The 26,307-nt window shown below is 49.7% G+C and carries 20 protein-coding genes; 6 read left to right on the top strand and 14 right to left on the bottom strand.

The genetic code is table 11. The annotated features are described in order from the left end of the window. Positions 1–11 precede the first annotated feature (11 nt). Positions 12–1,457: a menaquinone biosynthesis decarboxylase gene (locus AB1552_08435; GenBank protein MEW6053799.1), complete on the bottom strand. Its 1,446-nt coding sequence runs from the start codon at positions 1,455–1,457 to the stop codon at positions 12–14. Beyond that, on the bottom strand, positions 1,454–2,185 hold the full coding sequence (locus AB1552_08430) for a TetR/AcrR family transcriptional regulator (protein MEW6053798.1): 732 nt from the start codon (positions 2,183–2,185) through the stop codon (positions 1,454–1,456). Before AB1552_08430 ends, AB1552_08435 begins: the two co-directional genes overlap by 4 nt. A gap of 123 nt (positions 2,186–2,308) precedes the next feature. On the opposite strand from AB1552_08430, the gene AB1552_08425 reads away from it, so the two are divergent. The 3 genes from AB1552_08425 (at position 2,309) to AB1552_08415 (ending at position 4,637) form a co-directional block, all read left to right on the top strand. Continuing rightward, positions 2,309–3,010, top strand: a complete 702-nt coding sequence (locus tag AB1552_08425) for a hypothetical protein (GenBank protein ID MEW6053797.1) — start codon at positions 2,309–2,311, stop codon at positions 3,008–3,010. Between the two features lie 168 nt (positions 3,011–3,178). Continuing rightward, on the top strand, positions 3,179–3,961 hold the full coding sequence (locus AB1552_08420) for a sulfite exporter TauE/SafE family protein (GenBank protein MEW6053796.1): 783 nt from the start codon (positions 3,179–3,181) through the stop codon (positions 3,959–3,961). Positions 3,962–4,004: 43 nt separating this feature from the next. Further along, entirely contained in the window at positions 4,005–4,637 is a 633-nt protein-coding gene (locus AB1552_08415) for a class I SAM-dependent methyltransferase (protein MEW6053795.1), read from the top strand. Positions 4,638–4,824: 187 nt separating this feature from the next. On the opposite strand, the gene AB1552_08410 is transcribed toward AB1552_08415, so the two are convergent. The 7 genes from AB1552_08410 to smc all read right to left on the bottom strand — a co-directional run bounded on the left by AB1552_08410 (position 4,825) and on the right by smc (position 20,294). Continuing rightward, positions 4,825–7,485, bottom strand: coding sequence for a glycoside hydrolase family 15 protein (locus tag AB1552_08410; GenBank protein MEW6053794.1), 2,661 nt, complete (start codon positions 7,483–7,485; stop codon positions 4,825–4,827). Between the two features lie 20 nt (positions 7,486–7,505). Beyond that, the gene (locus AB1552_08405) at positions 7,506–8,219 is read right to left on the bottom strand and encodes a DUF3047 domain-containing protein (GenBank protein MEW6053793.1); all 714 of its coding nucleotides are present in this window, start codon (positions 8,217–8,219) and stop codon (positions 7,506–7,508) included. Further along, a complete protein-coding gene (locus tag AB1552_08400; GenBank protein MEW6053792.1) occupies positions 8,210–9,658 on the bottom strand; it encodes an FAD-dependent oxidoreductase in 1,449 nt (482 codons plus the stop codon). Before AB1552_08400 ends, AB1552_08405 begins: the two co-directional genes overlap by 10 nt. 11 nt (positions 9,659–9,669) lie before the next feature. Further along, the gene (locus AB1552_08395; GenBank protein ID MEW6053791.1) at positions 9,670–10,380 is read right to left on the bottom strand and encodes a TVP38/TMEM64 family protein; all 711 of its coding nucleotides are present in this window, start codon (positions 10,378–10,380) and stop codon (positions 9,670–9,672) included. A 257-nt stretch (positions 10,381–10,637) separates the two neighbouring features. Beyond that, on the bottom strand, positions 10,638–15,002 hold the full coding sequence (gltB, locus tag AB1552_08390) for a glutamate synthase large subunit (GenBank protein ID MEW6053790.1): 4,365 nt from the start codon (positions 15,000–15,002) through the stop codon (positions 10,638–10,640). A gap of 240 nt (positions 15,003–15,242) precedes the next feature. Further along, a complete protein-coding gene (locus AB1552_08385; protein MEW6053789.1) occupies positions 15,243–16,613 on the bottom strand; it encodes an FAD-linked oxidase C-terminal domain-containing protein in 1,371 nt (456 codons plus the stop codon). A 114-nt stretch (positions 16,614–16,727) separates the two neighbouring features. Continuing rightward, the gene (gene smc / locus AB1552_08380) at positions 16,728–20,294 is read right to left on the bottom strand and encodes a chromosome segregation protein SMC (protein MEW6053788.1); all 3,567 of its coding nucleotides are present in this window, start codon (positions 20,292–20,294) and stop codon (positions 16,728–16,730) included. Between the two features lie 384 nt (positions 20,295–20,678). Here smc and AB1552_08375 point away from each other — a divergent pair, with 384 nt between their 5' ends. Next, positions 20,679–21,224 carry a type I restriction enzyme HsdR N-terminal domain-containing protein gene (locus AB1552_08375; GenBank protein ID MEW6053787.1) on the top strand — a complete coding sequence of 182 codons (546 nt, stop codon included), beginning with the start codon at positions 20,679–20,681 and terminating at the stop codon, positions 21,222–21,224. 33 nt (positions 21,225–21,257) lie between these two features. Here the strand turns inward: AB1552_08375 and AB1552_08370 are convergent, their stop codons facing one another. Both AB1552_08370 and budA read right to left on the bottom strand, forming a co-directional pair. After that, complete coding sequence (locus AB1552_08370; GenBank protein ID MEW6053786.1) at positions 21,258–21,788, bottom strand: YceI family protein; 531 nt, start codon at positions 21,786–21,788, stop codon at positions 21,258–21,260. A 75-nt stretch (positions 21,789–21,863) separates the two neighbouring features. Further along, positions 21,864–22,673, bottom strand: coding sequence for an acetolactate decarboxylase (gene budA / locus AB1552_08365; protein ID MEW6053785.1), 810 nt, complete (start codon positions 22,671–22,673; stop codon positions 21,864–21,866). A 683-nt stretch (positions 22,674–23,356) separates the two neighbouring features. On the opposite strand from budA, the gene AB1552_08360 reads away from it, so the two are divergent. Further along, on the top strand, positions 23,357–24,562 hold the full coding sequence (locus AB1552_08360) for a DUF3300 domain-containing protein (protein MEW6053784.1): 1,206 nt from the start codon (positions 23,357–23,359) through the stop codon (positions 24,560–24,562). Positions 24,563–24,620: 58 nt separating this feature from the next. Next, positions 24,621–25,607, top strand: coding sequence for a DUF2950 domain-containing protein (locus tag AB1552_08355; GenBank protein MEW6053783.1), 987 nt, complete (start codon positions 24,621–24,623; stop codon positions 25,605–25,607). Positions 25,608–25,638: 31 nt separating this feature from the next. On the opposite strand, the gene AB1552_08350 is transcribed toward AB1552_08355, so the two are convergent. The 3 genes from AB1552_08350 to AB1552_08340 form a co-directional block, all read right to left on the bottom strand. Then, positions 25,639–25,716 carry a hypothetical protein gene (locus tag AB1552_08350; GenBank protein MEW6053782.1) on the bottom strand — a complete coding sequence of 26 codons (78 nt, stop codon included), beginning with the start codon at positions 25,714–25,716 and terminating at the stop codon, positions 25,639–25,641. 75 nt (positions 25,717–25,791) lie between these two features. Continuing rightward, the gene (locus AB1552_08345; protein ID MEW6053781.1) at positions 25,792–25,992 is read right to left on the bottom strand and encodes a hypothetical protein; all 201 of its coding nucleotides are present in this window, start codon (positions 25,990–25,992) and stop codon (positions 25,792–25,794) included. Between the two features lie 126 nt (positions 25,993–26,118). Beyond that, positions 26,119–26,307, bottom strand: a 189-nt coding sequence (locus tag AB1552_08340; GenBank protein MEW6053780.1) for a hypothetical protein, incomplete at its 5' end; no start/stop codon positions are given.

Raw genomic sequence — 26,307 nt, 5'->3', positions numbered from 1 at the left:
AGGCTTTTCTCTCACTTAAAACCATATTCCTTCCATCTCTTCTCGACAAGCGTCTTTATCTCCTCAGACATGTGAATTTCCGGAGGCCATTCCCTCTGGTACCCTTCTTCCGGCCATTTTTTTGTTGCATCTACCCCCATCTTTGCCCCATAAATAGGTTGTGGAGCAGAATGGTCGAGAACATCGAGAGGCCCCTCCGCAATCATGATATCCCGGGCTGGATCCACATTGTTGAAAGCCTTCCAGGCTACCTCAGAGGTATTCTGCACATCCACCTCTTCGTCAAAAATGAAGATGAATTTCGTGAACATCATCTGCCCGAGCCCCCAGATCGCATTCATTATCTTTCGCGCATGCATGGGGTATGCCTTCTTGATGGAGATCAGGGCACAATTATGAAATACGCCCTCGAGCGGCAGGTTCACATCCACGATCTCCGGAAGCTGCATCTTAATAAACGGAAGGAACATGCGCTCGGTCGCCTTTCCCATGTAGCAGTCTTCCATAGGCGGCTTTCCGACGATTGTCGCAGGATATACAGGATCTTTTGTTTGGGTTATGCAGGTCACGTGAAAAACCGGATAGTCATCAGCGATCGAGTAATAGCCCGTATGATCGCCGAACGGTCCTTCCCTTCTCTTTTCACCGATCTCGACATATCCCTCAAGGATGATTTCAGCCCGTGCAGGTACCAGCAGGTCAACGGTCTTTGCCCTGACCACTTCGACCGGCTTGCCCCTCAGGAACCCCGCAAAAAACAGCTCCTCAATCCCGTACGGGAGCGGCGCTGTCGCTGAAAAGATGGTCACCGGATCGCCGCCAAGGGCAACGGCAACTTCGAGCCGCTTGCCGAGTTTCACCGCCTTGCGGTAATTTACTGCACCGTCATGGTGCGTATGCCAGTGCATTCCGGTAGTTTTTTCATCATAGACCTGCATCCGGTACATTCCCACATTCTGCTTCCCGCTTTCCTGGTCCTTTGTGATCACAAGGGGAAGGGTGATAAACCGCCCTCCGTCTCCGGGCCAGCATTTCAGCACAGGATATTCAAACAGGGAGAAGTCCTTTTCTTTCACTATCTCCTGGGCAGGCGCCCTTTTTATCTCTTTTGGCTTGGAGGCACTCAACTTGTAGAGACCGTAGAGTGCCTCCAGCTTCTCGCGCATATTCAAATCAATCTCGCCCTTCAGCAGAGAGGCAAAACGCTGATTGATCTTGCCGAAGTCGTCTACTCCGAGCGCCCAGCTCATCCTTTGGTAGGAGCCGAAGAGATTGATTACTATCGGCATCCGGGAGCCCTTTACATTTTCGAACAAAAGGGCTGGCCCGCCCTTTTTCGATATCCTGTCGGTAATTTCTGTTACTTCGAGCACCGGATCAACCTCAGCCTTAATACGCACCAGTTCCTTCTTGTCTTCCAGAAATGCGATAAACTCCTTCAGGTCTTGAAATATCATTGTTTTTCTCCAACCAGTCCGGATTTGAAAATGTCTTTCAGTGTCTTTGCAGCACGATAGAGGGAAAACTTAAAGGTCTGCTTTCTTACCGCTGCCGATTCACTCAACACCCAGCTCAGGAGAATTCCCTGGGCTGCCCCGAAAATGATCATCTTTGCGACACGGGTATCAAGATCCCTGCGGTAAATCCCTTTCTCCTTTCCCTCCTCCAGAACCTCTTCGATCATGTCAAGAAATTCCACAATACGGTTGATCGTGTAATTGTTCAGGAAAATGCTGCTCTGCTTGACATCAACCATGAACAGCTCCGCCAGTTGCCTGTTCTTCTTGAACATCCTCACGACCAGGGAAAATATTGCCTTCAATTTTTTGTTCGGGTCGTCAAGCCGGCTGATCTTTCCTTTGATCTCCTCAATGATTCCGCCCCATTTTTCATCAAAAAGGGCGAGGAGAAGATCCTCCTTGCTCGGGAAATAGTTGTAGAGCGTCCCTTCAGCCACTCCTGCTTCCGACGCAATCTCGGCAACCTTCGTGTCGGGAAAGCCCCGTTTCACAAATGTCTTCAGTGCGGCATCAAGGATGCGTGTCCGCTTGTCATGATTTTTTCGGTCTTCTTTACTGTCCCTGAGCATGCTGTTTCCTGTCCTCTGCACTTTCTCCCGGGCAGGATCTTCTGCCGGAGAATCAGCACCATTGCCGGAAATCCTTGCAGACGGTGAATGTTTCAATAAATTGAGTGAGTGCTCACTCAATACTACTCTAAACCGCTGTGTGCTGTCAAACGGATTTATTGGCTTCTGTCACTCTCTCCGCCGTATTTTTTCGAAAGCGGTATTGATTACAATATGAGTATGCGCATCGGTACGAGAGTGGTTTTTTCTGAAGAGCTGGACACGTGGGACGCAGAGTTTTTTCAGATATCTGTGTACTGCGGAATGAAGGACAACCTCACCCAAATGAAGCATTGCGCCCGCATGTGCAGGGAAAGAGGCATCCGCTATGTCATTCATCCTGTGAACTACTATCTGTTGGACAGGGAAATGATGCACGCGCTCAGGATAATGGCTGAATGGTCCGACCTTGCACTTATCCTTCATGATGAGAAGACCTATGAAGGCAAGAGACTTTTTGGTCACCATCACTCGAGGTTTCAGGAGGCGTTGGATGAATTGTCCGCTGTTGCGAGGGTATCTTTCGAGAATGCAAGGGATACCCACGATGTGCGGTGGTTCTGGCATCGGTATGCTGCCTCAGTCACACTTGACCTCGGACATGTGGAGCTTGCAGGGATAAATTCGGTGCATTTCGTCAGATCCCTGCATCAGGAAGAGATCAATAAAATAGATTATGTACATATGCATCGAAACAATGGCTGGCGCAACGGCCTCACAGACCACTGGCCGCTCCGGCCAGACTGCAGAGAAGTCTCGGCGCTCAGGGAATTACTCAAAAGAAGGTACGATATCGGCGTTATCCTCGAGATCAATGAGACTGAAATGACCCCGGAAAGCCTTTCGATACTCCGGGATCTCCGGGATGAAGCGGGAATCTGATACCTCCCGGGAAGTTTTCCTTCATCACACATTTAAAGATTGACAATATCCCGCACAATTTTTTACTATATAGATATAAACTATCGATTATTATAAATTAATAGATTTAGTCTATACTTAAGCGTGAAAAGGGGAAAAATGTATTCTGCATTTCCGGAGAGATAAAACATGTCTGCGGCGTTTTATGCGTTTCTCTTTTTTGGGGGCTCAACCGGAGGATTTTTTTCCGGGATGCTTGGAATCGGGGGCGGGATTATCATGTTTCCGCTGTTGCTCTATCTTCCGCAGGTTCTCGGGTTTTCCGCAATTGACGTGAAGAGCATCACCGGACTTACCATGGCGCAGGGGTTTTTTGCCTCTGCAACAGCGATGTTGTGGCACCAGAAACAGAGACTTGTCAACAGAACCCTTGTAATGACCCTTGGGCCGACTCTGTTTCTTGCATCGCTCAGCGGGGCGCTTATTTCCAAAACAATGTCCGACACGTTGCTCCTGTGCATCCTCGGGATGCTTTCGCTGGTTGCTGCAGTAACCATGCTCATTCCCCGCAGTTACTTCAAGGATGAAGACATAGCAGATCAGGTATCTTTCAGCAAAGGGAAAGCGATCGTTATCGGGGTTCCTGTGGGCTTTTTTCTGGGCCTTGTAGGACAGGGAGGCGCCTTTATCATTATCCCGATCCTGCTGTATCTCCTGAAGATTCCGCTCAGGGTCGCGCTCGGCAGCACCCTTGCAATCGGTCTTTTTTCTGCAACAGCCGGGCTGGTCGGAAAGGCCGCAACCGGTCAGATCCCTTTTCTCATGGCCGCAACCCTTGTGCTGGGCGCCCTTCCCGCAGCGGCCGCAGGAAGCATCGTCAGCAAAAAAACAAAGGTGCAGTTTTTGCGGTGGCTGCTTGCAGCCGTAATTTGTGCAACAGCGATAAAAATATGGACGGGCATCGCCCTATGAGGAGAAAAACATCGCGCTTTCTCCTGAGAAATCTTTCTCTGGAATGAACAAAGACTTTAAGGCACACTGGGACAGGGTGTACGCCTCTCAAGAGGTTGACCGTCTTGGGTGGTACGAGTCCATGCCGGAACCTTCCCTCAGACTGATTTCCCGATGCATCCTCAATAAGGAGGACCCGGTCCTCGATGTGGGTGCAGGCGCAACCACACTGATTGATTGCCTTCTCCGGCAGGGATTCCAGAACATCATCGCGGTGGATATCAGTGAGGTCGCGTTGCAGAAACTGCGGGAGCGGCTCGGAGAGGAAAAGGCTTCGCGTGTTCAATGGATTACCGACGACATTACACAGCCTCTTCACCTTCACAGGCTGCAGAATATTGCCCTGTGGCACGACAGAGCGGTACTGCATTTTCTCCTGGAGGAACAGCAGCAGCAGGGGTACCTGGCTACATTGAAAAAGATCGTAAAACATGGCGGATACGTGATCATCGCAGCGTTTTCCCTGAAGGGAGCACAATGGTGCAGCGGGTTGCGGATCAGGAATTATGACCAGGACATGCTGGCGGATTTTCTCGGAAATGAGTTCTCTCTGCGGGAACATTTCGACTATACCTATCACATGCCTTCGGGAGAGGAAAGGCCGTATGTCTATACGCTGTTCCAGAGAATTGCATGAACTGAAGGTGGTCATTTCTGCCTCGATCACTCTTTCGCCTGTTCACTCCATTTCTTCTCCATCCTGACTGCATCGAAGACGTGCAGTTCTATGGTGTTCCCCCTGTGTGTCTGAGCTAGTGGTGTTTCCATATCCCGAAGCACCACAAGGGGTAAGAAACGCAGAGGGTCAGTTTTCGTACACGCATTTAATATCTGTTCAGCCTCCAGTCATAGTCCTGATAAGATATTTTTATGCTTTCAGCATATTTTCTCAGAAAGTCCGCGTCTTCTTTCTCATAAAGAAAGGAGGCGATGAACCTCAGTCTTTTCGCCTGATCCTTTCCAAAATCATCACCGTACCATCTGAATATTCTTGAAAGAGATACGAGCCTTCTCTCTTTGTCAATAATGACACCACCTGAATTAAGAAAGGTCTTCCCGGAAATATCCAGCTCCCTGTCAAGGTTTTCTTGTGTATATATTTCGATAGGGGGACAGGAAGATGATGCGCATACAAGAGCAAAATGTATCCTCGGGTCTACAGGTCTGATCGAAAAAACCAGCCTCCTGTCTTTTGCCTTGAAGGGTTTGAACAGGGAGTGAGGAGGGCGCCTGTTCCCACGCAAAATACCGTGTTCAATATCATCCGGGCTGAAGAACATCCCCTGTATCTGATACTGAACTCTCCGAAAAAAACTCCGCACCTCCTTCACGGAATCTCTGATTCCAAGTTCTATTACTCCATGTATCACCAGAACATTATATACATTAATCCAGAACGCCACCTGTTCATTTCTCGACTGTAAACGGCTCAGATTAAGGTTTTTCAGATGGTATGTGAGGGCTACATATTCCCCGTAGGCCGGGGATTTGTGCATCCTCTCGTACGCAACCCTGCCATGTTGTGTATCAAAAAACGCCCCTCTGAGAATATTCATGGCGCGCTTGAGGTGAATGATAATGTCTTTTGAGGGGTTTTTTTTCGGAGATTCACCGTCATTGAGAACAACGGTACCGGAAAGGAGCAGATATCCCGGCCTTTTTCTCTCTATCAGCGGTTCCGTACGATCCTGTCCTTTTGCCTTGCAGAGGGCAACCACACTATTGATATATCCAATATGGGTAAAGGCCTGCGGGAAATTTCCCAGTTGTTCGGACCGGCGTACGTCATATTCCTCAGAAAAAAGCCCGACATGATTGGAAAGCCTCTCGATCCGTTGCAGATGGCGTTCTGCCTCTTCGATCCTTCCGAGGGCAATGAGACAATCGATCAGCCAAAATGCACAGAGAAGAAATGCCCCCTCTCCGCCCGGCAATCCGTCTTCTGTTTTGTACCGGTACAGAAGTCCTTCTCTGTCAAGTTCTCTGCGGGTAGCTTCAATTGTTGAAAGTATGCGGGGGTCATCAACCGGAAGAAACCCAAGGAGCGGAAGCAAGAGATTGCTTGAATCCGGCATATCAGTATCATAATGCTGGACAAATGATTTCTTTGATTCGCGGTAGCCCTTCCGTAAAATCTCCTCTTTTATGTCCTCACGCACTTTCTTCCATTTTTTCAGTTCAGCAGGGAACCCATACCGCCGCGCAATAGTGATGCCACGGTCAATCGCCACCCAGCACATGACTTTCGAATATACGAAATGACGGGGTCCCCCCCGAACCTCCCAAATACCGTGATCTTTTTCCTGCCAGTGTGCAATCACATACTCACAGATACCCTGGAGAAATGGCCACATCCCGGCATCTATCTTTCCGACATAGTCAGACAGTTTCTGGGCTGCATCCATTAACTCACCATAGATGTCAAGCTGTCTCTGTTTTGCTGCTGCATTTCCTATGCGCACTGGCCGGGAGCCTTTATACCCGTCCAGATGTGTGAGTTCCTGTTCCGGCAATTCCTCCTCACCACGAAGCCCGTACATTACCTGGAGTCTTGCCGCACCATGTTTTTCAATGCGCTGCTCAATCCATCTGAGGTATCCTTCCATCTCAGAAAGATGCCCGAGATTAAAGAGCGCCTGAAGGGTAAATGCTGCATCCCGTATCCAGGTATACCGGTAATCCCAGTTCCTTTTCCCGCCAATCTCCTCGGGAAGGGACGTCGTCCCTGCCGCAGCAATCGCACCTGTGGTCTCATAAGAGAGAAGCTTTAAAACAAGTGCAGACCGTTTCACCATTTCACGATAGGGCCCCAGATCAACGGTTACCCCTGTTTCACTCCTGCCCAGCCAGTCCCGCCAGTATGTCGCGGTATCTCTTAAGGCCTTTTCGGCTTTTTGAATGTCAAGCGCAGACTGATCCTCCATGCCATATTTCATCCGCAACCATATCCTGTCCCCTGCGTTGAGATTCCACAGCGCCGCAGCTCCTTCATCGTGAAGAATGAAATCATGGGTCGACAGCAGTGAGACAGAGAGGTTTTTCCCCGTGCATCGGACGACCTTACCCTTTTTTTCACATACCTGTTTTTCCCGTGCGTAATCGAAACGGGGCTCGAAACGGAGTGTTATCCCGACTGCTCCCTCCAGTACCTGTATCAAACGATAAAGCTCATGATGTTCCTCTTCCATATCCTCCTGTCCGTGCACGGGAACCGGCATAAAATCAGTAATGTGCGCAACACCCGTTCTCGTCCTGAACCGGGTTACCAGGATATTCGTATCGTCCATATAACTGGCGGCTGAATCATAATCACCTGAGGGAGTTACCGCAAAGCATCCTCCTTTTTTGTCATCAAGCAATGCGCCAAACACGCTGGGGGAATCAATGTGAGGGAGACAGCACCAGTCAACTGATCCGTCAAGTCCCACGAGTGCTATGGAATGAAGGTCACCGATAATGGCATAATCACTGATTTTTTTGTACATGTATCCCCTGTAAAAGGATGCTATTTGTAGACTTCGATATACTCAATATAGGAAACGGAACGTTCTCCCGTGTTGTCTGAGTCGTTCATCACCGCAACGCTGGCGATCGCCGGCGGATCAGCTCCAAATGCTTTCCTGTAATCATCAACCACATGTACATTCTCTTCCCGCCATTGTCCGATCCTGTCAGGGCCAGCCTCACGGATCACCATTTTTGATTCATCAGCATAGGGATTCGTGACTATTCCCTGTTCGTCCTTCCTGTTCGCCCAGATATAGCTGAGGCTGCTGTGCGGAGGATACTCACCATAGATTTTTTTGGCTAAGCCATACCTGATCTTCTGGCCCAGGGATGCGCGCAGAGGATCGTACTTGAAGATAACATAGACACGCAAAGGATAATCGTCACCTGACTTCTCCTTTACATTTCCTTTTTTATAGACATTCTCTGCCTTCCATTTCCATCTCATTCTTGGATACTCATACACATCGAATTCCTTTTTATGGACTATCGCCGATGCGGAGGCAATGCTTGCTGTTCTCAGATATGTTTTCCCTTCTTCTTGAACGATGGAATACGTGGAATGCTTTTTGATCTTCGGGAAATGGAGCGGCCTCCAGTCTTCCAGATCCCGGAACTCTTCACGAATCAGGACATTTTCATTCTGGGCATATGCCTGAAACAAAAAAAGAACCATTATGAAAAACGAAATGAAAAGTGTTCCTATCCGCATGCCCGTCCCTTCAGATTGAAAAAGAATTTCAATGCCCTTTTTACCTTATCGGAAAAGATTTTGCCGGCAAAGAACGTCCCCACAACCTTTTTATTGATCTCCCCGAGGGTTGGATAGGGATGAATGGCTGACACAACAGTCGAAAGCTTTATTTTCCCGTTCATGACCGCGACCCATTCGCTTATCAGTTCCCCTGCACCCGGGCCGAGTATCTGGACGCCAAGAGGCTTTTCTTTCTCGTCGAGGAGGAGCTTGATCCTGCCTCGTTCTTCGCCTTCGGCAAGGCTCCGGTCATTCGTCCTGAATTCCTCCGTCCAGACAGAATATGATATGCCGGCTGCCGCTGCCCTTTTTTCGTTCATCCCTATGCTTGCAAGTTCAGGGTCGGTATAAGTGCACCAAGGGAGATAGGTATAATCTGCTTTCCTCGGCAGATGAAGAATAGCATTGCTGAGTACAATGCTGCCTTCATACCCTGCAGCATGGGTAAACTGATATGCCCCTGTCGCATCTCCCGCAGCATAGATATGCGAGTAATTCGTCCTGAGCCTGCTGTCTGTCTTCACGCCTTTTTCGCCGGTTTCCACTGAAATGCCCTCGAGTCCAAGGCCTTGCACGTTTGCTGTTCTTCCGACTGCAACAAGGATTGTTTCCGCCCTCAGGGATATCCGCCTGCCTCCGGTATCCTTAATGCGCACTTCTCTTTCATTCCCGAGGTCTTTTGTCTCCAGGGGCAGAGAGCCCAAATGAAATGTTATCCCTTCGGAAACCAGAATCTGCATAAGCTGATCAGCCATATCTCTGTCCTCAGCCCCGAGAATCTGATTCCCGAGTTCAACCACGGTAACTTTAGTTCCCAGGCGATTGAAGGCCTGTGCCATCTCGACCGATATGGGACCGCCGCCGATCGCGACCATGGACTTGGGAAGAGTTCTGAGAGAAAAGAGCTCTTTGTTCGTAATATAAGGTGTCTTATTAAGGCCATCTATGGGAGGAACAAAAGGGGAAGACCCTGTGGCAATAACCCAGTTTTTTGCGGAGTAGAGTGCTCCATTCAGACGCACGGCATGTTCGTCATGAAATGTCGGATTGCCAAATTCGACCTTTACCCCGAGCTTGCAGAACCGTTCCTCCGAATCATGCTCCTGAATGGTACCAATTACCGACTGAATCCTGCGTGCAACTGCCTGGAAATCGACCGGTTTCAGGTCAGCGCGGGGAAGTCCATATTGTTCCGCACGCTTTATGAGATGATAAATGTGCGCAGTCCTGATGAGCGTTTTGCTCGGCACACACCCGTAATGAAGGCAGTCTCCTCCCAGTTTTCTCTCCTTTTCAATGAGCAGGGTCTTTGCTCCAAACCGGGCAGCCCCTGATGCAACAGTGAGTCCGGCAGCCCCTCCCCCGAGAATGCCGATATCAAACATATATTTTGCCATTTTTACTCTCCCTATTCCCGCGGGATAGTATTCCCGGATTTTCTGGATTTGTAAAAAGCAACCAATTTCTTCGTGATGATCGGAAAAAGTCCGAGAAACACAAACGAAAGAATCAGCTTGGGTGAAAGTATTCCGGAAAGAGAATCGATCCCCGCCAGTTCTTTTCCTGCATTTACGTATACTATGGTCCCGGGCAGCATTCCCGCCTGTGAAACCAGATAGAAGGTCTTCAAAGGCATCCTCGTGAGTCCCATTACAAGGTTGATAAGCCAGAAAGGAAAGACAGGGATAAGGCGGAGGGTGAACAGGTAAAATACTCCCTCTTTTTTGATCCCTTCATTTACTGTGGCAAGTTTGTCGCCGAATTTTCCCTGCACCCAATCACGCAGGATGAACCTCGATACAACGCATGCCAGCGTTGCGCCTATGGTGCTTGCAAAGGAAACGACAATGGTCCCCATCAACAACCCGAAGAGCACTCCCCCTGCTAGGGTCATTACTACCGCACCGGGCAGAGACAATGATGTCACAAGGATGTAAATCAGCATGTACCCGCCGATTACAAGGAACTGATGTTCACTATAAAGGATTTCAAATCTGTGCTGAGATGCTTTTATATAGGAAAGGGTGAAATATTCTCCAAGGTTGAAGATCTTGAACGCGACAACAATGCCTGCAATAACCGCAATGATAAGTATCCTCTTGAAGATTGTTTTATGCATAGTTCTCTCAGTTGTCCACGCTGTGTTCCCGGGAAGCAGTATCCCGCTCGTGATAATAATGTTCAGACCTGCCAGTCTCATGGGTGAAGCGCCTTATGCTGTGGTATTTCTGCGCAACGCATTACGCGCCCACCGCATATATTTCAATGATACCGGGCAAAAAAGGGTTATGCAACTGTTCCCCGGATTTCCGCAAGACATCAGGGAATTTCGGACACTGCATCTGCGGTGCGCTGAAAGGTTTTTGTGAATCCCTGCTATACAGGACAGAAATGCCTTGGGATGACCTTCCTGAAGAGATGCTGATGGTCCTGAAAGCGGCTCAGGATATCCGCTGCCTTTCTGCTTTCTGTGTATTTATGGTGGCGCTCAAGGAGAAGCCTCAGGCCCAAAATCTCCTCCCTGACTTCCAGCGGAAACAGTTGGACATATGCGGTATTCACTTTCCCGGCAAGCGTATCTCGCTCGTCGTACACATAGAGGGTTCCCCCGGTCATTCCTGCGCCTGCGTTGTAGCCAGGTTCGCCCAATACCAGCACAGTGCCCCGTGTCATGTACTCGCAGAGATGATGACCGGCACCTTCAATAACCGCTGTCGCGCCACTGTTCCGCACCGCAAAACGTTCGCCGACCCTTCCCGCTGCATAAAATTCTCCGCCAATGGCACCATAGAGCAGAGTATTTCCCGCAACGACATGAGTATAAGAATCCCGCATACGGTCCGGCTTGATCACTACTCGCCCTCCATACATCCCTTTTCCGACATAGTCGTTCGCATCGCCGATTAAGGTGAGAGAAAGGCCCCGGTGCGTGAACGCGCCGAAACTCTGTCCCGCAGTTCCCCGAAAGGTCAGCCTGAGGGTGTCTTCCGGAAGGCCGTTGTCACGGTATCGTAGAGCGATATGATAATTCAGGCTGACAGGGATGCTCCTGTCGACATTTCTTATTGTGTATTCCCTTTCCACAGGTTCTGCGTTTTCAATATACGGGAGCAAGTCCCTGACGAGCGTTCTGTTCAGCGAGACGGCGGGATTGTCGTTTCTTTTTGAAGAACAGGTTCTCGGGAGATCTTCAGGGTATGTGTGGTAGAACCGTTCCAGCCTGATTCTCCCGGAAGCAGGTCCGCTGTCCGGAGGAACAGGGGCAAGCAATTCTGTTCTCCCGATTATCTCCTGAAGGCCTTTCATTCCCATTTCGGCAAGCAGCATTCTTATTTCCCGCGCAAGGGTCCTGAAGTATAAACAAATGTCATCGGCCTTTCCCCTGAATCTCTTTCTGAGTTTTTCGTCCTGCGTGGCAATGCCAGTCGGACAGGTATTGGAATGGCACTGCCTTGCCATGATGCAGCCTGCGGCAATCATTGTTGCGGTCCCGAACCCGAACTCCTCTGCGCCAAGAAGTGCTGCAATGATTATATCTCTCCCTGTTCTCAGTCCGCCGTCAACCCGTACGGTTATCCTGTCCCTCAGTCCGCTTTCGATCAGCACCCGCTGCGTCTCTGCAAGCCCTATTTCCCAGTAGTTCCCCGAATTTTTTATCGAACTGAGCGAAGCCGCTCCTGTGCCTCCTTCGCAGCCGCTTATCTGGACAATATCGGCATACGCCTTTGCCACACCTGCGGCAACTGTGCCGACCCCAGCCTCGGAAACCAGTTTTACACAGACCCTCGCCGTGGGATTCGCTTCTTTAAGGTCATTGACAAGTTGTGCAAGGTCTTCTATGGAATAGATGTCATGATGGGGCGGAGGGGATATGAGGACACTGCCGGCACAGCAGTGCCGGAGCGTCGCGATGTACCCGGTAACCTTGTCTGCAGGAAGATGTCCGCCTTCACCCGGCTTTGCCCCCTGCGCCATTTTTATCTCGAGTTCGGCTGCAGATGCCAGATATGACGGGGTAACGCCAAATCTCCCTGAAGCGATCTGTTTGATTGCGCTGTTTTTGATCGTGAAATATCGCTGAGGGTCTTCCCCCCCTTCTCCGCTGTTGCTTCTGATCCCGAGCCTGTTGCACGCCTCTGCGATCGTCTCATGTGCCTCGGGAGAAAGCGCTCCCACAGACATTGCCCCCGAAAAAAACCTCTTCAGGATATTCTCCTCCGGCTCGACTTCATGAAGGGCCACGGGATTTCCTTTTCTGTACTGCAGAAGATGCCTGATAAAGACCGCGTGTTCATCGGCTTTCCCTGAGAAATCCCGGTAGGCGTCTGTATCCTGACTCCTGAGGAATTTATGCAGCGTTACGATGGAAGGAGGCGACCAGGCGTGAAGCTCCCCACCTTTTCTGAATTTAAGAGAGCCTGTATTCCGGAGCACAGGCCCGGCCGGGGCAAACCCCTCTGAATGACGCAGCAGGAGCGATTGTTCAATCTCGGGTAATCCGTCTGATTCGATCGTCACAGGAGTCCCCGGGAAGAATTCCTCTGCAACGTCGCTGTTCAGACAGATAATATCGAACAAATGGGACCCGTAATAAGAACTGAGGGTAGAAATACCCATTTTTGCTATCACCTTAAGAAGCCCTTCCTCGAGCGCCTGTCGGTAATGTGCGGAAGCCGTGGTGTAGGAAAGAGGAATGACCCCTTGTTCGCACAGGGCTCCGATTGTCTGCAACGCAAGATAGGGATATACCGCCGAAGCATTATAGCCGATAAGGCAGGCCATATGGTGGACATCCCTGGCTTCTCCTGTTTCGATGATTACACTGACCCTGTTGGCAAGCCTTTCCCTTCGGAGTGCTGCAAAAGAGGCCGCTGTTGCAAGCAGGCCCGGTATCGCCGCTGTTTCCGCCGAGATCCCGGTATCTGAAAGGATGACGATCTCTGCGCCCCCTTTCACCGCCTGCACGATATCCTTTTCAAGTCTTCTGACAGCCTGAAGAAGACCCCCTGCGTCTGTCACGGGGAAGGTCAGAGAGATTTTCTTCACGGTGAATACTGTCTGGCGTTTAATACTCCTCATTTGGCCTTCAAGCAAAATCGGGGAATCGAGCTGTAATCTCTTCGCATGTTCGGGAGTCTCGACAAGGAAGTTGCGTTTATGGCCGAGGTTCATCCTCAGGGACATCACCATACGTTCCCTTACAGAGTCGATCGGCGGATTGGTAACCTGTGAAAATCTCTGTTTGAAATAGCGAAAAAAAAGCTGGGGCTGCACCGCAAGTGACGGGACAGGTGTATCGTCACCCATGGAAAAGGTCGGTTCCTTTGCCGTCTCTGCCATTCCCCGCAGGCTGAAATCTATTTCTTCCGAGGTATAGCCAAACGCGATCTGCTGCCTGGTGAGATCAGACAGCGGGGGGCTGTTCTCTCCGGGGCTCACCCGCAGCTGCACAAGATACCTGTCCGTCCATTCCCCGTACGGTTTCTGCTTTGCCAGCACGCTGACGACATGATCGGTAGTGTGCACTTCGCCCTTCGAGAAATCCACCGTGAGGGTATCGCCGGGTCCCAGCCGTTCTTTTTTTCGTATTTCCCTTCGCCCCAGGTCTATCATCCCCAGCTCAGAGCCCAGCACAAGGATACCGTCTTCGGTCAGGATATATCTGAGCGGCCTGAGGCCATTCCGGTCAAGATGTGCAGTCACTCTGTCGCCGTCCGTGCAGACGACCGCTGCAGGTCCATCCCACGGCTTCATCAGAAAAGACTGGTATTCAAAGAAGGCTTCTGTGCTCCTTTTCTTTTCCTGGTCTGCAAAATCACCGCATTCCCATGCCTGCGGGATGCACAGGTTGACTGCGTGCTCAAGCGAAAAACCGCACAGCATAAGGAGTTCGATAATCCTGTCAAGCGATGCTGAATCGCTCTCTTCGCCGGACAGGATCGGTTTGATGCGCTCCCCGTATTCTCCGAATATTTCGTGCCGGAGATCCGGCTCTATCGCCCGGATCCAGTTCCTGTTCCCCTGTATCGTGTTGATCTCCCCGTTGTGTGCCAGAACCCTGAACGGCTGCGCAAGTGTCCAGTCCGGAAGAGTATTGGTAGAAAATCTCTGGTGGAACAGGCAAAAGGCTGATTCAACCAATTGATTTGAAAGGTCGGGATAAAAACGTTCGAGATGTGTCGCTGCCAGCATCCCTTTGTAGACGATGGTTTTTGATGAGAGCGATGAGACATACGCGTCGCTTGCACAGGCCTCTTCAATCATTCTCCGGGCTAAATAGAGCGCGATTTCCCGTTTCCCGTATGCAATATTCTCCATATCCAGCAAGACCTGCCTGATCTCCGGCTTTGCGGCAAGGGCTGCCGATCCAAGGGCATCCTTGCGTGTCGGAACAGTCCTCCAGCCTATAGTCCTCACAGATTGGGCATGAAGGATTTTTTCGATCTCTTCTTCTCTGCGGTTCCTGAAAAAAACGACGCCTACGGCCAGATTATCGATATCCGAAAGAGTGAATCCCGACGTTTCTATCACTTGCCGGAAAAAACCCTTCGGTACCTGAAACAGCACTCCTGCGCCGTCTCCGGTCTTTCCGTCTGCACCCACAGCGCCCCTGTGGGTAAGGTTTTTCACCGCCTCTACCCCCCATTGAACCACCTGATGGGTTTTTTTACCGGTTATGTTGCAGACGAATCCGACGCCACACGATCCTGTAGCATGATGATGGTGATATGCTGTCTTCATGGGAACCTGCTGCTTCATGAGATGACCAGGTCGACTCCGCTCTTTTGTAGTGAACCAGTACCCCCTGATGTCTTGAGTGATAGTATAGGGAAGTCACGAGGTGTTTTCAATGAGCAACGCCTGTTGTTTCTTTGGAGTTCTCTTAAAAACCGGGGATCTTGTTGCACTGACACTCTCCTGAGAAATGTAATGAAGGATGATGCAGACATTTTCCGGAACACCTTTGGGACAGGGAGGGGGTTACCGCGGGAATATCTTGCCCGGATTCAGGATATTCTGCGGGTCAAAGACCTTTTTTATAGAACGCATGATTTCCATCTCTTTTTCGGAAAGTTCCATTCCGATATACCCTGCTTTTGTGAGACCGATTCCATGCTCGCCGGAGATAGTTCCGCCGAGAGAAAGCGTTTCCCTGAATACCTTTTCTACCAGGCCAAGCCCTTTTTCATATTCTTCTTTGTCTGCCCTGTCAACCATGATATTCACATGGATATTGCCGTCGCCTGCATGGCCGAAATTCACTATTTTTATGCCGCTTTCCTCTGAAAGCCTTCGCAGACACTTCAGCATCGCGGTAACCCTGTTCCTCGGGACTACGATATCCTCGTTTATCTTGGTAGGTTTTATCTTGTAAAGGGCCGGCGAAATCGCCCGTCTCGATACCCAGAGCAGGTTTCTCGCATCTTCATCTTCTGCCATTCGTATCTCGGCCCCGAGATTCTGGCATATCTCGGCGATCTTCTCGGCCTCGTCAGTTATTGTGGAAGGATGCCCGTCAAGCTCAATGAGAAGTACCGCATCCGCATCCTTTGGAAGCCCGACAGGCTTGAAGTTTTCGACCGCTGCGATTGCCTCCCTGTCCATGAATTCAAGGGTCCTCGGAATTATCCTGGACGAGATGATTCTGGTTACCGCATCGCCTGATGTTTCAAGCGCAGGAAAAATCGCCAGCAGCGTGACTACCGCATCCGGCAAAGGCAAGATTTTCAGGCGTATTTTCGTAAATACAGAAAGTGTCCCTTCCGATCCGATCAGGAGCCGTGCCAGATCATACCCGACGACTCCCTTGGAGGTCTTCACCCCTGTAGTGATTACCTCCCCGTTCGGCAGTACACATTCCATTTCCCTCACATAATCCCTGGTCACTCCGTACTTCAGGGCCCTCGGGCCCCCTGCATTTTCTGCGACATTCCCCCCAAGGGTGCAGAAATTCATACTCGCAGGGTCAGGTGGGTAAAAGAGTCCCATCGATTCAAGTTCGCTCTGGAGCTTTCCGTTTATGACTCCCGGTTCACAGAGCACATCAAGATTTTCAGAATCGATCTCGAGGATTTTTTTCATCTTTTCAAAGCTGAGGATAACCGCTCCTTTCGACGGGACTGCTCCTGCGGTTACCCCTGTGCCGGCACCGCGCGGGACCACTGCAATGCTGTGATCGTATGCATATTTCATCAGTCTGACAACTTCCTCGGTATTCTTCGGCCAGACTACCGCAGAGGGAGCTGTCTCGATTCCGGATGCATCAAATCCATAACATATCAGGTCTTCCGGCTCGATGGAGATCTTGAGGTCCGGAAACTTGTCTGCAATCTGGGTTAAACCGGTGCTCATATCTGTATAATATGCGGTGTTCCCGTAAAAAAGCTATCTCTACATGCACAGATTTCTGGTGAGTACGCGCGTGAGGGTCATCCCTTGCCCGTATCAGGGGTTACCCCCCGGATATCATGCTTCAACGAGCTGCATGGAGATCACCTTGGAAATCCCCGCTTCTTCCATTGTGATGCCGTAAATGTAATCGGCGATGCTTACCGTATTTCTGTTGTGCGTGACAACGATAAACTGCGTATCTTTTGAAAGCTCCTTTACCGTCTTTGCGAACTTGTCGGTATTCATCTCATCCAGGGCAGAGTCCGCTTCATCCAGAATGCAGAGGGGTGTCGGCTTTATCAGGAAGCTTGCAAAGAGAAGGGATAAGGCGGTAAGCGCTTTTTCACCGCCTGAGAGAAGGCTGATATTCTGAAGTCTTTTTCCGGGAGGCTGGGCTATGATGTCGATGCCTGTCTCGAGGATATTGTTTTCGTCCGTCATTACCAGTTCAGCCTTTCCCCCACCGAACAGCTTGATAAAAACTTCTGCGAATTTCGTCCGCAATGCTTCAAATGCGTCCCTAAGCTTTTTCCGGGTCGTCACGTTAATTTTTACTATGGCTTCTTCGAGTTCGGCAATTGACTTGTGCAGATCGTCCTGCTGATTTTTCAGGAATTCATACCGGTTGCTCAGTTCTTCGTATTCTTCTATGGTTCCAAGGTTTACGGGCCCGAGTTCCTGCGCTTTCTGCCGCAACTCTGCAAGCTGTATTTCGTCTTCCTCAGTAAACGGTTCTGCTTCAAGGGCATCTATTGCAAGCCCGTAATTTTGCCTGATGTTTTCAGTGAGTGCCTCCATCTTCAGCCTATGCTCCGCCTTCTGGACATCGAGTTCGGAGATCCTCCGGGAAAAAGTCTCTATTTGGGCTCTGAGGCTCTTCAGTTCATGTTCTGCCTCAAGAAGCTCATGATTTTCGTTACTGATGATTTCCCTCTGCCGGGATATTTCCTGCCGGTATTCATCTGCAACGGTAACGAGTGATTTCAGTTTCTCCTCATTCACCTTGATCTCTTCCTGCCGTTGCATTATGCGGGATTTTACCGAGGTGATCTCCTCTGCAAGAAATTCCTGCTTCCTCGCGCTCTCGCTGATTTCCCGCGCGATATTCTCTCTTTCCTTGCTGACTGACTCTCCCCTCTCCTTCAGTGAGGTTATTTCGAGCCGTATCTCGGTGGCCTCGGAACGATACTCCTCGATTCCTGCTCGTTTCTGCGATACTTCCTCATACAGGTTCGCACTCATCTCCTCCGATGCACCCCTCTTCAGGTCGGCAGACTGAATCTCCGCTTCCTTTTCGGCAAGCTGCTTCTCAAGAGATTCCTTTTCCCTCATTATCTGTTCCAGCTCAAGGGAAAGATAGGCAAGTTTTCTGCTCCTCCGTTCTTTTTCTTCCCGGTAATTGTCCGCGGTCAGTTTCTTGAGAGATACTTCTTTTTCTCTCTCAATGATCGTGGCTTCTATTCCCTTTGTTTCGTTCTGCAGAGCATCAATCACGTGCAGGATTGCATTCAATTCAGCCTGGAGGCTCTGGATTTTGTTTTTACTGTTTTCTATCGCGTCCTCGAGTTCACGTATCTCCCTTTTCCTTTTGAAAATCCCCTTAATTTCTCCTGCGATCACCGCACCGGAAGGTTCCACAACGTCTCCGTCCATAGTTACATAGAGTTGCCTCTTGTTTACGGCAATCAGGGTCAGCGCTGCCTTCAGGTCGGGAACCACAAATACATTCTGAAAAAGACTCAGGGCAATCTCCGTAAACCCTTCTTTTGCCTTCAGGAATGTGCTCGCTCTTCCCAGCACCCCTTCCGGTTCATCCTGTGGTCCGGCGGAATGCACTGCATCGGCAGGGAAAAAGGCTGTTCTTCCTAACCCCTTGTCTTTTAATATTTTTATGGCATGTTCGATATCATGGTATGAGGAAAGGACAAAGGAATTCACCTTTTCAGACAGCACGCTCTCTATTGCCTTTTCATATTCATCGTCAACTTCGATGACATCAGAAATCGCCGCAATCATGTGAAACCCCGCCTCACCGGACAACAGCTCCTGCGCTGATTCATCGAATACGATTTCTCTCAGGGAATCGACCCGTGATATGTGGGAGGCAAGTTCCTCTTTCACTTTGGATAATGTCTCTCTGAGGTTTTCCATCCGGTTGTTCGCCGCCGCAGCTTCTTTGACCTTTATTTCCTTTCTCTCTCTCAGAAGCATAATGTCATTGCTTCTTTCGAGAAGGTTTGCCTCAAGGTCCTTCAATGAGGCATCCAGTTCTCCCAGTATCTTTTTGAGATGTTCCGAGTCCTTCTGGGACGTTTCTTCACGGTGCCTCAGGTTTTCAAACGCTGCCTGGAGCTTGTTCTGGTTGTTTCTCAGGAAGCTGAGCTCCTCCGATATCCTGAAGATCTCCCGCCTTTTTCCCTCCAGCAGTTCCTCTTTGTCCGAGAGTTCTTCCTCCTGAGCGCGGATGAAATCAGCCTTGTCTTCCAAGAGTTCTTTCTGTCGCTGAATTTCCTCATGCAGATCAATTTCCGCCTGCTCCAGTTCGTGTTTCCGAATCAGGAAATCAGATCCCTTTTTGCCAAATTCGTCCTTTTGCTGATACAGCTTCGAGAGGTATTCTGAATAGTTTTCTGCCTCTGAACCCGCGACCGCAATACTTTTTTCGATGTCAGCGATCTCCCTTTCAAGGTTCTGGAATTTATCCTGCACCTGATCCACCTGCTTTTCCATTTCCAGAAGCTGGAGCCTTCTTGTCTCTGCCGCAGTTTCGAACTTTGAGAGATCTGCCCGTTTGAGCGCATCTTCTTCTTTGATCACGTGGTATTCCGCATTCAGCGCCTGAAAGGACTCTCGAAGACTTTCGAAATCCCGCTTTGCAAGCTTCAGTTCGATGGCATGAATCTCAGAGATGAGTTTCTTGTATCGTTCCGCTTTCTTTGCCAGCCTGTCGAGGAAACTGATCTGTTTTTTTACTTCAATAATAATATCATTGATCCTCTGGAGGTTCGCCCTCGATGAGTCGAGCTTGGAAAGGGCTTCTTTCTTTCTGACATTATATTTCATCACCCCGGCGACTTCCTCGATCAGGAACCTTCTTTCAAGGGGTTTTGCATTCAGAATCTCCGCTATCCTGTCTTGCTCAAGGATCGAATAGCTTCGCACTTCAAGCCCTGTATCAAGAAAGAGGTCTTTTATGTCTTTCAGCCTGCACTGGCTCTTATTCATCAGATACTCACTGTCTCCTGACCGGTAAAGCCTCCTCGTAACCGTTACGGTATCCCCCGAACTTTCTCCGTTATCTCCCTGCTCTGCCTGCGATGCGCTGTTGAGCCCGGAAATGGCAAGGGTCACTTCTGACATCCCCCTGGGTTTCTTCGAAACCGATCCGTTAAAGATAACCTCCTCCATTTTTTCCCCCCGAAGGCTCTTCGCGCTCTGTTCTCCAAGGACCCACCGGAACGCGTCAACAATGTTGCTCTTTCCGCACCCGTTCGGGCCAACGATACAGGTAATACCGGGATGGAAGTTGAATGAGGTTCTCTCCCCGAAAGACTTGAAGCCGATCAATTCAAGCTTATCGATGCGCATTGCTAAGATACTATACCTTATATGCGCAGTACTGACAAGAGCTATTTCGTGCATGGATTTTTCTCATGTATTTGGAAAAATATAGTGCGTGAGCAGGTGTATTTTTTCGGATATTCTTAGCCTGTATTATTCATAGATTTCTTGCTCTATACAGAAGAGATGCGCTGATACTGCATCTCTTCTGCTATTCCACGCTTCATGAATAATCTGGGTGAGTAGTGCTCACAACACCTGTTATCCCCGGTGTTCCACGTGGAACAGTCATGAGCAGCCCTGCGAAGATGAACAGAAACATTCCCCAGTGTTCCACGTGGAACATTGGAGAAAAAGGGGATTGATGTAACCATCATTATCCTTTACAATACGAGAGAAATACTGTATGACATACACCGCCGAAATGCGCATGTCAAAAACCAACTTTCAATAAGGGAGCCCGCGATGAAAGACAGGGAAGAAATCGTGCAGCAGAAAATCAGGGAAAAGGAATTCGTGGAAGCGATACAACTCGAAGGCGCGCGACTGAATTTCTGGAAAATCCTGACCGAGGACAAGGGATATTCACCAGAGGATATCGAAGTAGATCCGGAATTCGATCTCGGCTTACCGAATTGCGAGTCAAAAGTAAGCATAGATTTTATTCTTACCATCTCCCAGGTGAGTTACATGGCGGTAAAATGCAGCCCTTCTTCCATGGAATCATGGGAACGGTACAGTATTGCATTTGCACGGAGCGTGAAGGAATATCAGATTCCGTATGCCACAGTTACAGACGGTGAGAACGCAAGGATTTTTGACACCCTTACCGCAACGTGTATCGCAGAATCTCTTGACAGCCTTTTCAGCAGGGTGGAGGCCGAAAATATCGTAAAGAACCTTGCAAAAACACCATGTCCCGAAAAACGACTTGAAAAGGAAAAAAGAATCGTCTACGCGTTTGAGGGCATTAAATGCCCTACTGAAAAGCAATCACCCGAACCGCGTTAATGGTATCTGCCGAAATGATCCTGCGACAAAAACTCATTCTCCGGAGAGATCAGCCTCTATGTCAAGGTAGATTTTGACCTCCCGCCCCACCATGACTCCGCCGCTCTCAAGCGCGACATTCCACCGCACACCAAAATCTTCACGGTTGATCGTTATTGTCGCGGCAAAACCCAGGCTGGTCTCGCCGTAAGGGCTTTTTTCTGGACCGAAATATTCTGCATTCAGCGTTACTTCCCTGGCAACTCCATGAATGACCAACTCGCCGGTCACCCTGAATGCATTCACGGTGTTTTTTTCAACCTTAGCGCTTCTAAAAGAAATATCCTGATACGTGGCCGTATCAAAAAAATCCGGGCTCCTGAGATGGTCGTCGCGCTTCTGAATCCCCGTGTAGATTCCAGGGGCATGTATTGATGCTTCAACAGAGGCGCTTCCCGGTTCAGCAGGATCAAAGTGAATAGTACCGCTGATCTTGTTGAACTGGCCGCGCACGTTCGCTACCATCAGATGCTTCACCACAAAAGATGCGACAGAGTGATCTGGATCAATGATCCACTTCGCCATGCGTGTCCTCCTTCTATTGATTCGTGATGTGGCATTGTCCGGGGTTGGCTGTGTCTCTATTGTGGGGAGAAACTGTTATCGTTCCTTGTTCAAAGAACCGCTTTTTTCAATAGCGTCCAGTTCCCCTGACTGCGTCTCCGCAAGACCCGCCCGATAAAAATCCCCGTGACCGGGCAGCGTTAGATATAGGTTATGTGCACTGTCGACCGCAGCGGTACCATCCTGCATGCTGCAGTCAAGCAGATGTCCTCCGTTCTTTCTGTCTTTCGAAATAAAATGAAAATGGTATCCCGGGACATTTATCCCTGCTGCATACGCAGGGGAACGGAATCCTACAAGCGTTCCCTCAATGGCATGGAATTCAAAGATCGCCTGTTGCTGCACTGCTTCGGCAAGGGGAGGATACGGCGTGTGCTGCCTCGGAATGCTCCGCGCCTTAATATACTCGAATATCCCGTTGATTCTTATTGCATAAAGAATATTTCGTGAGGGCAGCTGCGCATCCAGATACTGTTCCAGTTCTTTCATGGTAGAGACGCTGCTGATCCGGAATGTAAGATCAGGCTCGAAAAAAGTCACCACCACAAAAGGGGTTTTCATGGAATCATTAACCGGATGCACTTTTCCGTCAACGGTTACCTGAAAGAATTCGCCCTCCAGGCCGACCATCTCCCCGTCAAGACCGTTAAACGTCCCCAATCCGAAATTCCCGTGTGCTCTTACTGTGCGGTATGAGGTTTCTCCATCATACACACCTGCCATAAGACTGCTGATGGGAGAATTCTGATAGACAATGTCACGACTCTGCAGGTGCGCGCAGCCTGACAATACAATGCTGAACGCGATTGTGAACAGCAAGCTGCTGAAATGCTTCAATGTTTTCATATACACAGTGTAGGCTGAACAGTGATTCCTGTCAAGTGAGCTTACGGGATTCCTTTTGAGAAGAAAAAAATTTGACAGCCTTCGGAATGCGCACCCCTCAGCCGGCGGGAATCACGAAAAAGCTGCGTTGCGCGACTGCCTCTCAAGCAAATGGAGGCGCAAAAAAGAGACAGTCCGGGAGTTCCTTTCTGTCTCTTGTGCAGAACATCTCAGCTTCCCTTTGTTTCCCACTCAAGCAGCGTCATGCATACCGGACACCTTACGATCACTGCCGGCATGCCGCATTCGTCTTCTCTCATATCTACCACGTTTCTCGATAATTTATCTAACCCCAGCGTAATGCTGCAATTGCTGCATATCTGTTTGTCAACGGCGGGAAATGTTATAAAGGGCTTCATCTTTATCACGCACCTTTCTTTTTTATTATATTTATAGTAATTACTTTCTAAATTGTTTGTCAAACATTTTCGAAAACGGAGGGGTGTATAGTACCTACACCAGCTGGAAACGCGTTTCCTGAATCCTCCTTTCCGATGCTGATTTCCCATGCCGGCCTTGTTTGCCTTCCCTGCTGTTGTTACAATAAAAAGAAGAGCTCCCGATGATTCCAAGCCGTTCACGGAAATCAGGTGAGGGTTTCCGGGATGTCCGGATTTTTCAGGAGCGCAGGAAAAGGAGAAACGATGAGAAGTACGCGAATGATTATGGCAAGTCTGGCATGGATCATCATCGCCATGCTTATGATACCTGGCTGGCTGCCTGCCCAGGATTTCGATACGCTTGAGCAGCCTGAAAAGTTCAGCAAGGAAGAGCTTGCTCAGATGCTTGCTCCAATCGCGCTTTATCCCGACTCGCTGATCGCCCAGATACTGATGGCATCTACCTATCCGCTTGAGGTGGTCGAGGCCGAGCGCTGGCTGCGTCAGAACAGGGAATTAAAAGGCGATTCACTGGACAACGCCCTGCAGCTGAAGTCCTGGGACCCGAGCGTAAAATCGCTCTGTCATTTCCCGGATATCCTCTTCGCCATGAGTGAGAAACTGGACCAGACCAGGAAACTGGGAGACGCTTTTCTGGTCCAGGAAGGGGAAGCTATGGATGTCATCCAGGAACTGCGCGAAAAAGCCCGGGATCAGGGAAATCTCAAGTCTACTGCAGAACAGAAAGTAATCATTGAGCGGGAGATTATCAGAATCGAGCCGATTGAAACGCGCACCATCTATATCCCGATCTATGATCCTCTTTACGTATACGGACCGTGGTGGTATCCGGCCTATCCACCCTATTACTGGTACTACCCGCCGGGGCTTGTTTACTCCGGCGGATATATCAGTTACAGCCCCCCGATTTTTCTTGGAATCGGTTTCTGGTCCTGGACATGGTTCGACTGGCATGTCCGGCATATCTATATAGATGTCCATAAAACAAAACGATTCCACAGGCACCGCGATAGGCGTGATTCCGGCAGGGTTTTCTGGCGTCACGACCCCAGTCACAGAAAAGGGGTCGCCTATCGGGACAGGAGAACAAGTGAACGCTTCATCGGGTCAAAACCCAGGGCGTCGAGCATATCACCGGCAAGTCAGGAAATGCGGGGATACCCGTCGGGAAGTTACAGGAAAAAGGCATCGGAATCTCCGAAGCGTCCCGTCGGTATCCGGAAAGGATCGCCTGCTCCCGGTGTCAGAATTGCACCAAAAACATTTCAACAAACGCCGACGCGGGATACTCCCTTCAGGGGGATCGGCAACGGAAGTTTTGAGCGGAGAGCGAGCGAACGGGGGAATGAAAGCCGCAGGAATATAGATGTAATACGTCCGGGCAGGAGTATAAGACAGCAGGACGACGGATTCAGGGACAGCGGGAGAGGAGGAGTGTTCCGCAGGTGAGAAGAGCAATCCGTCGCGCATTTTTCCAGGGATGACAGATATACAAGGGAGAAAGCAAATGAATAGGGTGACTGCTCGCAAAAAGGGAACGACACGTTGGTTGACTGTGCTCTCATGCCTTATTGCCTTCACAGTATGCCTGCCGGCAATTGCCGCAACCCTTCAGGCAGAGAGCATAACGCAGAAGAACTTTCCCTCCCCTGACGAAGCAGTGGAATCCCTTGTCGCTGCAGTCAAGTCTCATGACCTGAATGAAATGCTTGCGGTTCTTGGTCCCGGGAGCAGGGAACTGATCTCTTCCGGTGATGAAGCGTCGGACAGGACCGGCCGTGAAAAATTCCTCAGGGCATATCACAAGATGCACAGCCTTTCGCAGAAATCAGACGGCACTATGATCCTTTCTGTAGGCGCTGACAGCTGGCCTCTGCCTATTCCGATTGTGAAGAAGGACTCAGTATGGGTATTCGACACGCAAAAAGGAAAAAAGGAGATCCTGAACCGGAGAATAGGCAGAAACGAACTGCACGTCATGGAAGTGCTGCACGCATATGTCGATGCCCAGCATGAGTATGCGACAAAGGATTGCGGCGGCAGCGGCAAGGTAGAGTTTGCTCAGAGAATAATAAGCTCCGAAGGGAAACGCGACGGCCTCTACTGGGAAACTGAGGAAGGCGGGGAAGAGAGTCCTCTCGGACCACTGGTCGCGCAGGCTGCAAAGGAAGGGTATGCCAATCCGGACCTCCAGCCGTTCCACGGGTATTATTTCACGATCCTGAAGGGTCAGGGCAAACATGCGCACGGAGGGGCGTACAATTATGTGGTTAAGGAGAAAATGATCCTCGGATTTGCGATCATTGCCTACCCTGCGGAATACGGGAATTCCGGCGTCATGACTTTTATGGTAAATCAGGAGGGTATCATTTACCAAAAAAATCTTGGCAAAACTACAAAGCACTCTGCAGAGGCGTTAAAGCTATTCAATCCCGACAAGACCTGGACAAAGGTCGAGGAGACCGCAAAACCCGGAGAATCAAAGAGTCCGTAAGCCGGTATTGTGCGGAATGCAGGGGGACCCCCTAAGGGCATGTGGCTTTTGAGGCTGCTTCCATCTCCTTCAGCTCTTTCGACAGAAAACAGTTCAATACCGTTCGTATGCCTACAATCGCTGCCAGTTGTCCGGATATCTTCCCATGTCGGTGAAATCGCTGTCTTCAGAATATCAGCGCCTATCAGGAACTCAAGCGCGACATAAAGGTATGCCCGAGATGTGTCCTGCTGTCCGACATCGCCCAGTAGTTCTGATGGAAGAGAGTCGCTTTTTTTATATAGATGAATACGGCTCCCACAATCCCGAAGATAATAAAAAGCACTGCAATGGCTTCTGCTACGGTTGCAGTGTAATTCGCGATCAGCCTAACAATCTCCTGCATCAACAATCACCTCCTGCCGGATATTTTCACGGTTTTATACAAGACGCTATCCCCTCTTGTTCTATGCTCATTGTATCAAGATTCGAGCAGGAGTTGTGCAGAAATTAACCTGTAACTCCGCCAGATTTACGTAATATGTAGACCCAATTTCTCGATCAGTTTTTGGGTTCTACCTGTTATTTCCGCAGTATGCCATGAGTCATTGATCTTCACTTTTTTGATTTCCAGCAAATGCATCAGCAGGTCCCGTGGAGAGAATTTAGACAGGAGTTGTTTTTCCGACAACAATTTGTAAATGTGGCAGTACCACTGCAA

The sequence above is a fragment of the Nitrospirota bacterium genome, assembly GCA_040754395.1.
Lineage (GTDB): Bacteria > Nitrospirota > Thermodesulfovibrionia > Thermodesulfovibrionales > SM23-35 > JBFMCL01.
The sequence above is the reverse complement of the archived record's forward strand: the minus strand, read 5'-3'. Positions and strand labels throughout refer to the sequence as shown.